The following is a 13,217-nucleotide window of genomic DNA, read 5'->3' as shown; positions in this document are numbered from 1 at the left end:
GTTAAAATTAGTACGCGTTAAACTTTTATTTTCGCTACAATAGCGGATAATACCTAGATTTATAATGAACGAGCGACTAAATGCACTTCCCTGATGACGAAAACGGTCAATTATTAGCTGAAATTGCTGAAGCTGGTGTCGACTTAACCAGTATGCAAACCATCGATTTCTATATTCTATTTGAACAAAAACCAGAAGCAGAAAAATTTTCAAAAGTAATTGAAAGTGATGAGCTTGCACCTTCTACGGAATTAAACGAATGCCCTGATACAGGGGTGTGGGAAGTAATTACTCGTGTGAAAATGGTGCCAGATCACACTTTACTTAGCCAAACAGAGCAATACTTAGAGAGCATCGCAAATGGTCACAATGGATATGGTGACGGCTGGGGTTTAATGGCCGAAGAAAAATAGGTCTGCCCCAATTTCGTAAAGCGAATCAACTCAATTGATTCGCTTTACGGAAACTCCCCTGATAATCAAATAGCTTTTCAGCCACTTTCCAACCGTATTTTTTATTTTTACGGGCAATCACAAAGTCTGGTGCAAGTAGTTGCTTCTGTAATTCAACAACTTGTTCTGCGCTTTGCCATTCAACGGGACTGTAACCGGGTGCCGCTCGTTTGCCAAATTGCTTATTAAAGATAAACCGCCCCGTATCATTGGTTAAATTAAATACTTCATCACAACTTGCACCGTCTTCATCATAGTAACTAATTTTAAGTAAACCTTTAGCAAGCAACTGTGCCGACAAACCACTACACCTTAATACCAAAGCATCTTTTAGATTAAGCGCTTCTCTTAGTTTATCATCAGGATCTGCCATCATAGCACCACATGACTGACACTGCCTTGCTGCTATGTCATTTTGTTCACCACAGTGCTCACATTCTTTAAAACGAAAACGATAATCGCACTGTACTTGCACTTCATCATTTTCCAGCAACCCTTGGCAACGCCTGCCAAAGTGCTCAACAACTTTACCTTCGCTATCAGTTTTACCCCAAAAAATATTCGCAAACCCACAACCAGGGCAAAGTACTTGTACTGGCTCATTATCACTTTGTGCTTTGATACTACCTACCTCAGGATAAAACAAATCAAAGCCATTACCAGCATAGTCAATAACTAAGCAATCTTCTTTACCTTCGCTTAAACGAAGTCCCCTACCTACAATTTGTTGGTATAAACTCACCGATTCTGTAGGCCTTAAAATTGCGATGTAATCAACATGAGGGGCATCAAAGCCTGTCGTAAGTACTGATACATTGACTAAATACTTTATTTTTTTTGCTTTAAATTGATTAATAATCCTATCGCGTTCTTGATTATCGGTATCACCAGTAATCAGTGCAGTATTATGCTCAGGTAAGTAGCCTGTTATTTCTTTGGCGTGCATCACAGTTGCAGCAAAGATCATTACACCATGACGCTGCTCACTATATTCTATTACTTGGTTGATAATAGCTTTTGTCGCGCGAGTGTTATCTTTCAATAACGCATTCATATTCTCGACACTGTAACGACCAAATGAATCACTCGGCAGTGATGAAAAGTCATAATGACTAATCGCAGCATCCACCTCGTGAGGCGGCGTTAAATAGCCATTTTTGATCATATATCGCAGTGGTAACTCAAAAATACACTTTTTAAATGGCGCATCGCTATCACCTCTAACAAAGCCATGATAGTGATGATGATAAACCCACCCCATGCCCATTCGAAATGGAGTCGCGGTTAGTCCAAGTACTTTAAGACTAGGATTTTGTTTTTTTAGACTCGCTATCACCCGTCCGTATTGGCTTTTTTCATCACCGCTTACACGGTGGCATTCATCAATGATCAATAATGAATAGGCGTCGGTTAGCTGTTTTGTATTTCGCGCCAGTGACTGCACACTTGCAAAGGTGACTTGTTCAGTTAAAGACTTTTGCTTTAAACCCGCTGAAAATATGCTGGCCTTAAAACCAAAGCTGGTGTATTTCTCAGCGTTTTGCTCTACCAACTCTTTAACATGAGCAAGCACCATAATTTTTTGTTTGGCAATACGCGCAAGTTCAGCAATAACAAGACTCTTACCTGCACCTGTTGGTAACACAATAAGTGCTGCATCATCAGTTTGTCGAAAGTGAGCAACTGTGCGTGCTACGGCCTCTTGTTGATAGGGTCTGAGTACGTACTTCATTTTATCTGACTATTATCGACATAAAAAAAGGGAAGCATACGCTTCCCTTCCTATTCTTTAAAGCAAAAATTAAGCGAGGTGTTTTGTTAGATCTACACCTTGGAAAGCTTTAGGACGTTTACCACGGCCTGTCCATTCAACAATTTCACCATTAAATTCGATGCGATATTTTGGTTTTACTTTAGTACGCTTATCAGTTGTTGCTACATCCTGTAGATCTTCTAATGTAAGTCCTTTTTCTTTTAGTAGATCGAGTACTTCTTTTTTAGCTTCTTGCTGTTGAGTATATTTCTCGATTGCTGTGTCAATTAGCTGTTTTGCTTTTTCTAATTCAGATAATGACGCAGATTTCACAAAAGATCGGATTTCTTTCATTGAGAGCTCTCTTAAGTATTAAAAGTTAAGTTAAAAGTTTAACAGTAGCTAGTATATGTGGATTTAATGAAATAATCTATTCCATGTTTATTTTTTATCCTATCTTTTTATTATAGCCATAGCTTTATTTTATCTATTACATCGCTTAGCTCTGCAATTAACTTTTCGACAATTAATGTATCTTGCAGTTGATTAAAACGACTCTCGGTCGTTACGATAAGCTCAGATAAAGGAGGATATTGAAGCATTACAATAGCGCCTTTAAGTTTATGTATTGCGCCAGAAACCTTTTCTAAATTTTGATTTTTTATTTGCTCTTGTAAGGAATTTAAGTCTGCTTGCAAGCTAGTAATAAATACCTCTGCGAGCATTTTTGCATCATTCTCATTGCCGAAAACATTTAACCAATGCTGTTTATCTTTTATACCTTGTAAGCTTAAATCGGGATTATCATCGGTAATTGGCAAATCATCACTACTTAACTCTATAAACTCAGCTAGTCGATTATATAATTCATTGAGTTTATATGGCTTAAATAACACACAGCTCATTCCTGATTTTAATGCTTTATTTAAACACTCTTTAGAATCATCCGCAGTAAAGCCAATAATTGGCAAATTTTTAAACTTCTCTTGACTGCGTAATTGCTCAGTTAATTGAAATCCATCTAAATCAGGCATGTGACAGTCTGTTAATAATAAATCAAAATGCCCTGTTTCAAGTGCTCTTAGAGCAGCAATACCATCGTCAACCATGACCGCTTTAATTCCTAGTTTTTGGCATTGTTTTTCGAGCAATAACTGATTTGTTTTATTATCCTCAGCTATTAATATTTTCCCATGTAACGGATAGCTTTGCGTTAGCATCTCATCATCCAAGCGAATGTGTGCACTATTTATAAGCTCTCTCAAAGTATCTGGATACAATGGTTCAATAGGTAGAATATGGCAGCAACAATTTGCTGGTGTATGCACTTTGTTAGCGCATGCTACTAAAATATAATTATTACTTGCATTACTAATTGATTGCTGCCAATTAGCGCCCCACAGTGCATTAACATAACTCTCGTCAATGAGAATATTATCAGCTTGTTCAAATGCGTCTTTATCGATTGGCCAACTTAATTGATAGTGTTTCACCCCCATACTGGCTAGGTTATTTAGTAATTGATCGTGCTGGGTACAAACAGCCCAATTAACTGACAAAGCTCGTAACTTCTGTTTACTTGCGTTTTTAAGTGGTACTGAAATATAAACATTAGTGCCTTTACCATAGGTGCTTGATAGGGAGATTTCACCCTGCATAGCTTCAACAAGTTGCTTTGCCAAGCTTAAGCCTAACCCAGTACCACCATAGCGACGTTGAATAGAGTTATCTGCCTGCTCGAAAGGGATAAATATATTAGCCAACTGCTCGGCTGTCATACCTTTACCTGTATCTGATACTTCAATCTTTAAAGATTGCTTATCAAATAAAACATCACAGCTTATTGTCCCTTGCTCTGTAAATTTCACGGCGTTATTTAGTACATTAGAAAGCACTTGCATCAAATGACTTATATCGACCAAAGCCAAATTAAAAGTAGCTTTACGCCATAGTACATTGAAAGCGAGCCCTTTTTGCTTAGCGAGGTACTCATGAGCACGCATAACACGGCATAAATGCGCCTCAAGGTCGGTTTCTCTTAAGTCGACTTCGATATTACCTGTACTACTGTCTGCGAAATATAAAATATCATCGACTAAAGTGCGAAGCTTTGTTACTGAGCTCTCTATGTGCTCGATTAAATAGTGTTGCTCTTCATCAAGTGATGATGATTTTAAAAGCTCTATAAAGCCATTTACTCCAGACATAGGTGTTCTTAGTTCATGGCTCATAGTGGCAATAAAACGACCTTTCGCCAACTGAGCTTGATGTGCAAGCTCCGTTGCTTTATTCAAATCTTCCTGCTGACGTTTGAGTATGCTGATATCAAGCAAAATACCATTCCAACGCACACCCTGCTTATTTTCGCGCTTATTAGTTTCTGCATTGGCAATAAAACGACACCAAATTTGCTGGCCTAGGTTGTTTATCCGAAACTCAATATCAATCATTTTGTTGAGTTTACTCGCTGCTTTAAAACTCTTTGCAATTTGCACTCGGTCTTCATCAACAATAAGCGGCGAAATACATCCCGTCATGCCGCGCTGGTTAATCATTCGCGAAGTAATCCCTAATAAACTCTGTGCACCTTTACTAATATAGGTATAACAACCCTCACCGTCATCGTAGTACTCATACTGAAATACACCTCCAGGTATTGTGTCCGTAATGGTTTGTAACAGTTGCTGTACAGATTGATTCTCACGCTGAAGGTGACGATGTTCAGTTACATCAGTGATCACCGTCATAATACCTGCAAATTCACCCCCTGAGCCCAAGTATGGCTTTTTGGTGTAAAGTAACTCCAGCTCTTTACCCGATTTATTCGTGTAATGTATATGCTGATTGATTACCTTGCCTGAATTTAAACTTTGCTCATTTTGCGAAATCAGTTTTTTTACGACTTTAATATCTCCGCGCAAATATTGGTTTTTTTCATCCCATAAGTGAGCAAAATTTTCTTTATAAGCTCTGTTCCACATAATACGCTTTTGGTGCTGATCTTGTATCACCACCATAGTGGGTAAGTCATCTATCAGTTTTTGGGTAAAATTAAGCTTACTTAAAGCCACTTCTTCAGCATCTTTGCGCTTTGCAATTTCACGATTAATGGTTAATCGCCAGCTAATAAAATAAATTACCGACACAGCAATCAAAATTAAAATGAGAATAGCTGTGGTATTAACAGTTTTACGGTCGTAACCACGTTCAATACTAAAAATGCCGTGACGACTAACAACATAGTTAAAATCATTGCTGGTCAATGTTTTAAATAGGCTGTCTAGCAGAGTCGCAAATTCTGAGAAGTGTTTATTCACTAAAAAATAAATAGGCTGGGTATAACGGTATTTTGGATTGATATAAAACTCACCAATATAAAATTGGTTTAGCTGATACGCCGCAATACTTTGCGGTAGTATCACCGCATCTATGTTGTCATTTCTCAATGCATAAAACAGCGTTTTGATTGAATCAAATGAGACTGTTTCGACTAATTCATTGGTCAATAGCTTTTGTTTAGGATCGGCGAACACCTCTAAATAGCCAATTCGCTTGGTTTGACTAGCTCGTTTAGAGATTAACACCATCTCTAAACTATAGTGAGAAGGTAACGCAATTAACACACCTTCTTCTATTTTTGTGGGGTTCATAGTTGGAATTAAATCAATTTTATTAGCTAAAAAGAGCCTTTCTAGCTCTTGAGAGTTGGCAGCTGGTATATATTTAAATTGAAAATCACTTCGTTGTGCTAATAGTTCCAAAGTGTCGTTTAAATAGCCTTTTGCTTCGCCTATATTACTGGTTGCGTGAATTGGAAATAAGCCATCTACAAAAGAAAAAGTGAGTAAGTAATTATTATCTTCCACTTTGTCAATCTGATTGAAATCACGCTTAAATTGGCTATAAGCTTTTGCTGCTAAATACTCTTCACTGGCAGAGCTTTCCCATAGTTGTTTAGTTGTAGGAGAAATAGCAGCTAATACCGAATTAACCTGATTACGTAATGCCGTATTATTTTTATTAAACATAACATGCAGGGTTTCACTGGATAACCAAACTGGACTTACAACTTTCAGGTTTTCTTGGGAAAGGTTTTTAAGTTGGTGAGATAAAACCGAGTAATCACCCATAAACGCATCAAATGAGCCATCAGCTACTTTTTTAAAGGCGTCCTCTGGTTTTATAAAACGGTTGATAAATAGCGCACCATTTTCTACTAGATATTCACAGTGCGAACTCCCCGTAATACACACCCATCGCAGGCTAGCCAAATTTTTTAATGCATCATTCGCGATGGACTTATTCGCAACAATACCTCTTGGCGCTTCCATGAATGGCGTTGAGAATAAAAAGTGCTTTTTACGTTGTGAGGTTTTGTTTAAGCCTACGGCAAAGTCAACATCACCGGCTTTAAGGGCATCTAAAAGCTCATCTAGGCTATCATAAACGCGGTATTCGAGATCAGCTTCGGCCAAACGAGCGATTTCATTACTGTAACCAACAATTACACCTGAGAACTGGCCATCAGCGTCGCGAGTATGGTAAGGGAAAAAGTTATAGTTAACGATACCCGCTTTAAGTTGTGTTGCTAAAGCACCATAAGAAAGGCACAGTGTCAAAAACAACACGTTGATTTTATGGAAATAACTCAACTTCAACATCACGTTTGTTAATATTTTTTAAAGTATAAGAGCATAATTTGATTTAAACAACCGAACATAAATCTTGTGAGAAAATGTGGATATAAATTAAGACTTAAAATTGCCTATCTTAAAACCTTAAAAAATAAATTGTGCTGTAACTGTAAAATGCGGAGTGAAACAGTGCATAAAATAAAAAACCCTGCAAGTGCAGGGTTTTAATATACAAGTATTTAAATCGTTCGTTTAGAACTTAAATTTGAAACCTGCATAGTACAGACGACCAACTTGGCTATAAAGAGTATCGTCGTAGTCTAATTCAGAGTTCAATACTGGATCTTTATCAGCTAAGTTATTAACACCTAGTGTTAGATCAAGATTCCAAGGCGTTGCGTAAGTATAGTTAATATCGATGATGTTATACGAAGATAACTCACCAACTGCTTTGAACTTAGTACCTTCATCATTTGCATCTTCAGTTTCTTCAGCTGTAGAAGCAATGTGGTTCCAATTTACGTTTAACATGTGAGCTTCGATATCCCATGTTAAACCCCAGCTGATTCTTCTTTCTGGTAAACCAGCACGGCCAATTTTATCAACGTTAGGGTAACCAATGATATCTGGCTCTTCATAGCTAAGTACTTCTGACCAAGCAAACTTAGAGCGAAGCAAACCTGCACCACCTAAGTCGAATACTGCGTTAAGTTTGAAATCTAAGCCATCTGTAGAGAAACCAGGGATGTTAGCCATTGGTGCAGTAACAAGTAACGAACGACCTGTTGGATTACCACCACGGTCCACAGATACTTGATCATAACCAGCTGCGTTATCATTTGGATCTTCAGGGTCACCTAAAAGACCAGCTAACTCAAGGTCAAATACGTCTTGTGTAGATAACGAGCTAACTTGGTTAGTGATTTCGATATCATAGTAATCAACTGACATATCAATATTATCAGTGATGTTATAAACCATACCGAAACTTACACTTTCTGATTCTTCAGGTTTTAATGAATCAGTACCAATGAAGTAAGTTGTATGTTGTTGAGTACGACAATCAGAACGTGATGTACCTGCTGATGTACATACCACAACATCTTTAGCTGATGAAGCTGACTCTTGTGGTGCTTTATATAGATCTTCTAGCGTTGGAGCACGGAAACCTTCACCCCAAGCAGCACGTAAAACTAACTCATCAAATGGCTGGTATTTAAGTGAAACTTTAGGAACAAATGACGAACCTACATCGCTGTAATCATCATATCGAGCAGCTAAGTTTAACTCTAATGTGTCTACTACAGGGATTAACATTTCAGCAAATACAGCTGATTCTGTACGGTCACCTGCCGCTGAACCACCAGCAGTACCAATGATGTTTTTCGCTTCGTTTTGAGCTTCCGCTTGGTCAAAGTAATCAGTTTCACGGTAGCTTGCACCAATATATAAACCTAGTTCACCTGCAGGTAAAGTAGCTAACTCATTGAAGCTTACACCTGCAGTTACTTCACGTAATGTACTACCAGAACGACGGTTACTATTTGCAGCAATATTTGCTAATTGAGTAGCATACGCAGATTGATCTGGGTCACGTGGATCCCAACCATCAATGATCGCATTTTCAACGCTTGGGCGATGAACATAACCTTGACCCCACTCGTTCATTTCATAACGGTTATAGTGTGCATCTACATGCCAATCAAGCACTTCACCCATACCATTTAAAGATGCACTCCAATCAGCCATGTTGCTAACTTGCCAAGTATCACGTGAAGTACCTACGTTATTAAAGCGATAATAACCACGGTCGCCTTCATTAACAGCCATTAAGCCTTTTTCTGTGTCTTCAGCAAGCGCGATAGGGAATGTAAACCAACCTGCTGCAGGTGCGAAACGACCAAAGCTTTCATTACGCGAATGTAATGAACGGAAGTTAAAGATTAAATCATCATTGATGTCATAATCAAAGTTAACAAATACTGAGTCACGCTTTGTTGAAGCAGCGTCAGCAGCAACAGCAGTATAATCATAGTGACAGCCGTCATCAGCAGGGAAATCTGGTGCATCATTATGATAAGCAAATGAATCACCGTACTGAGAACAGTCTTGACCAGTGATCATTGGGTTAAACTCAAATGTTTGCATATCTAGAATGTTACGGCCATACCAGCTTTGACCTGTTGTACCAGCGAATGTACCTGAGCCATCGTCTGTTGCACGTGAGAACCAACGATCACGAGCAAAAATAATGTCACGCTCATCATGCTCATAGCTGAATACTAGGTTAGAGTTTTCTGATTTAAGACCTGTGATAATTGAGAAAGATGACTCATCACCACCGCCATCACGGCTCGGAGTACCCATACGACCCTGTACTTGAACACCTTCAAAATCTTTTCTTAAGATAATGTTAACTACACCGGCGATCGCATCAGAGCCATATACCGCAGATGCGCCATCACCCATAACTTCAATGCGCTCTACAGCAGCAAAAGGAATGGTATTTAAGTCAGCTGCACCACCACCCATAACAGGTGAACCTGGCATTTTCTTACCGTTAATTAAAACGAGTGTTCTTGAAGAACCTAAACCGCGTAAGTTAACTGTTGCCTGACTTTGCGCAGTACTACCTGATGATGGTTGAATCGAACCAAATGAGTTAAATGTTGAACGATTTAATACGTCTGCAACACTTAATTGACCCGAATTATCTAAAGATGCACGGTCGATTACAACTACAGGGTTTGCACCCTCAATGTCAGTTCGTTTAATACGTGAACCTGTAACTTCGATTCGCTCAACTTTTTCTGCACCTTCTTCTTCAGCTGCAAAAGACGAAGCTGAAAATGCAGCAGTTGACGCTGCACCAAAAGCAATCGCTAAGCGAACTGCTTTTGAAACTTGATTATTTAACATTTGATTCTCCCTGGTCATATCCATGTTATGACTTTATTAATTTATTTTAACCCTTAAAGAGGTACTAGTACCCTATAAGGGAATTAAATACTAATATCAGGGACAACTTTTGGTCAACAGTTTTTTAACCTTTGTTTTTTAATGTAAAATCCAGTAATTCGTTATATCTAAAAATACTCCCAAAACCATTCATACACCATTAACCGCTATTCTAAAAATAGGGACAAACTAATTTTAAAATAACCGACACAGCCTTTTTAATACAATAAAAAAACCATTAAAGCTCTAAAAGATAGTTCCAAAAAACAAAACAAATAAGCTTTCGTTTTTGCGAAAACAACAACACTATTTACTGGGAACTTTATTCGATAACTTAAAGATTTTTCTTAGAAAGAACGACTGTTTGCACAAAATCAGACTAAGACAAAAGGTTTGTAATTAAGTTTTTGCAAACCGAAGCACAGCGGTTTTAACAACAACTAATATTGATGAATCCATTTTTAAGTATTGAGAAACGAGAATTAGACAAAAAAAACCCCGCGATGTCGCGGGGTTTTATTGCTTATACTAATTTGTTTTCAAAGTTTAGAATTTTTGTTCTAAACGAAGGTACATTGAACGACCTGTTTGATCGTATAATGACCAGCTTGAATCACGGTAGTCACGGAAGCCGTCATACCAAGAAGGAGCTTTCTTATCAAATACGTTGTTAACACCTACAGAAATTTTAGTATTTGTTGGTGCAGTGTATGTGAACTGAGCATTATGCTTGAAGTATGAAGGTACATCAGCAAGGTAATCAACACCCCACTCTTCATTACCAGACTCTTGTGCACCTACGTAGAACATAGTCCAAGACGCACTGTAGTCTTCATAAGAGTAGCTAACACCTAAATCAGCTTTCCAATCTGGGTAATCTTGAAGACCTGCATAATCAAATGGTTCTGCATCTTTGTCAGCTTTCTCTTCAAATTCCATAACTTTAGAAACGTTTAGCATAACACCGAAGTCACCGAAGCTAGTTTCATGCTTGTAACGAGTTGAGAAGTCGATACCAGACGTTTGTAGTGATGCTTTATTGATATAACCTGTGTAGATGTAATCAATTTGACCATTACCATTAGCACGGTCGATAGCATCTGGCGTAGAACCTAAACCACCCTCTTCTTGTTCAATACGTAGAAGCTCAGTAGTGCTTACGTCATCAATACGGTTCTCGTAGCTGATATCGTAGTAAGTTAATTCTACTGCTAAACCATCAACGATATCCCATACGAAACCAAGAGTCGTAGAATCACCTGTTTCTTCAGTAAGGTTTGCATTACCACCGAACCATGTCGCTACTTGCTCACCAGCGTCAGAACAGTAACCTTCTAGTGCTTGACCTGGGTTAGCATCACACCATGCTGTATCACGAACAGTTGGGAAACTTAATGCATAAGACTGGAACATTTCGCCCATGTTAGGAGCACGGAAAGACTCACCCCAAGAACCACGGATTAATAATGTTTCAGTTGGACGCCAAGTAACACCTACTTTTGGAACAACTTTATCGAATGTAGTGCTCTTTTCACCAAGGTTTGTCATACCAGACTGTTCGTATTTCTCATAACGACCAGCAACTGTTACATCAATTTCGTATGGTAAGCTTGCTTGGATTTCCATGTAAGCAGCAGTACGGTCACGAGTTGCATACACGTCATCACCGCCTGAACCACCAGAGATGAAACCATTTGCAGATTCAGGATCAGATACTTGAGTGAAATCAATTTCTTCAAATTCAGCACCAACAACACCAGCAATAACGAAGTCACCGTTATCAACAAAAGTAGTAGACACTAAACCATCAATTTGTTGACTTTCGTAACGACCTTCATAAGTACCAGTGTGCGCTGCATATTGGTATAAATCAGTTAATTGAGTGTTCCACTCATCGTAGCTCATACCAGTAGTATTAAGAATATCGTACTCACCAGAATCAATCGCGTTTTGTAACATTACGTCGTTAACTAGGTTACTACCGAAAACGTTTGTTTTAGAAATGCTATTTTGGTAGTTGATTTCCCAATCAAGGCCATTGCCAATATCAGTGAAACCTTCAAGACCTAATACGATATCAGTTGTAACAACTTCTGTTTTAGTGTCACGGTTACCAATTGGTACAGAGCGCATGTAAAGACGGATGTCTTCGCCTTCTGGGTTATACTGGTTGTCAGCGTCCATCCATACAGCACCCGTAGATACTGGAGTACCAGCATAACGTGAATTTGTTTCGTTGAAACTTGCCATTGCACGGCCAACAAAACGGATGTTATCAGTTAGTTCATAGTTAAAGTTTGTTAAGAATGAGTTATTTTCTACGTCTGGGTAGAATTTTGTAACGTTACCGTAGTTATATAAACAACCGCCAACGCCATTTTCATCCATAGCATTCACTACGTCAGCTGTTTGATCACATAACTCTGGGTTTGAGATGTAGCTACCTGCACCACCAATTCGATAGTTTGGTACATGGCTATAACCACTGTACGCACCGTACGTAGGATCGTCCATCGCCCAAATTTCTTTGTCGAAGATTGCGTTGTCACGTGAGTTCTCATACGTGAAAATGATATTACCTTTTTCAGATGTATAACCTGAAGTAATTGAGAAAGTTTTGCTTTCGCCACCTTCTACTTTAGGTACCTCGTAATCGTATTTAACGCTAACGCCATCAAAATCTTTCTTAGTGATGATATTGATTACACCAGCAACTGCAGATGAACCATAAACAGCTGATGCGCCATCACGAAGGATTTCAACACGCTCAACAACTGCCATTGGGATAATTGAAGTATCTGCTGATGAACCTGAAGATGAACTTGTACCAGGCATACGACGACCGTCTAATAATACAAGTGTCGCATCAGAACCCAGGCCACGTAAGTTGATGTTAGAAGATGCTGCACCACCTGCGCCGTAACCAGATACACCCTTCCAAGAACCGAAAGAGTTAGAAGCAAGGTTATTTAAAACGTCAGCAACTGTAGGCTCACCTGAAAGGCTAATTTCTGCAGCTGATAAAACAGTTACTGGAGAGCTGTTTTCAAGGTCTACTTGTTTGATGCGTGAACCTGTAACTTGAATACGTTCAACTTTTTCTGCGTTTTCTTCGTCTGCTGCAAATGAGCTTGCAGAAAATGCAGCAGTAGAAGCTGCACCAAAAGCAACCGCTAAGCGAACAGCTTTTGAAACTTTATTATTTAACATTTGATTCTCCCTGGTCCATGTTATTCATGGAATATTTATAGTTATTCAAAATAAATGCATATTACACAGTCATTTTGAGCCATGATAATAATACTCGCGACTCTCAAAGGTCAACACTTCAGTAACGCAAAAGTTCAACTTTTAACAATAAATATAAGAACACCCAAATTAAAAAAACAACATTAACACCTTTAAATCCCTTGAATTACA

General features: G+C 38.6%; 6 protein-coding genes. 1 reads left to right on the top strand and 5 read right to left on the bottom strand.

The window, feature by feature from the left end; translation table 11 throughout:
• The first annotated feature begins 80 nt into the window (after positions 1–80).
• The gene (locus tag QUE86_RS13925) at positions 81–413 is read left to right on the top strand and encodes a ribonuclease E inhibitor RraB (protein WP_286257900.1); all 333 of its coding nucleotides are present in this window, start codon (positions 81–83) and stop codon (positions 411–413) included.
• A 25-nt stretch (positions 414–438) separates the two neighbouring features.
• Here QUE86_RS13925 and radD read toward each other — a convergent pair whose 3' ends face one another.
• The 5 genes from radD to QUE86_RS13900 form a co-directional block, all read right to left on the bottom strand.
• Entirely contained in the window at positions 439–2,184 is a 1,746-nt protein-coding gene (radD, locus tag QUE86_RS13920; RefSeq protein WP_250661882.1) for a DNA repair helicase RadD, read from the bottom strand.
• A 69-nt stretch (positions 2,185–2,253) separates the two neighbouring features.
• Complete coding sequence (locus QUE86_RS13915) at positions 2,254–2,559, bottom strand: H-NS histone family protein (RefSeq protein ID WP_063707100.1); 306 nt, start codon at positions 2,557–2,559, stop codon at positions 2,254–2,256.
• Positions 2,560–2,669: 110 nt separating this feature from the next.
• On the bottom strand, positions 2,670–6,866 hold the full coding sequence (locus tag QUE86_RS13910) for an ATP-binding protein (RefSeq protein WP_286257896.1): 4,197 nt from the start codon (positions 6,864–6,866) through the stop codon (positions 2,670–2,672).
• A 225-nt stretch (positions 6,867–7,091) separates the two neighbouring features.
• Positions 7,092–9,758 carry a TonB-dependent receptor plug domain-containing protein gene (locus QUE86_RS13905; RefSeq protein WP_286257895.1) on the bottom strand — a complete coding sequence of 889 codons (2,667 nt, stop codon included), beginning with the start codon at positions 9,756–9,758 and terminating at the stop codon, positions 7,092–7,094.
• Between the two features lie 585 nt (positions 9,759–10,343).
• Positions 10,344–13,007 (bottom strand): TonB-dependent receptor, encoded by a 2,664-nt coding sequence (locus QUE86_RS13900; RefSeq protein WP_167658864.1) that lies wholly within the window; start codon positions 13,005–13,007, stop codon positions 10,344–10,346.
• Positions 13,008–13,217: the final 210 nt, after the last annotated feature.

It is taken from the genome of Pseudoalteromonas apostichopi, assembly GCF_030297135.1.
Classification (GTDB): Bacteria; Pseudomonadota; Gammaproteobacteria; order Enterobacterales; family Alteromonadaceae; genus Pseudoalteromonas; species Pseudoalteromonas apostichopi.
The sequence above is the reverse complement of the archived record's forward strand: the minus strand, read 5'-3'. Positions and strand labels throughout refer to the sequence as shown.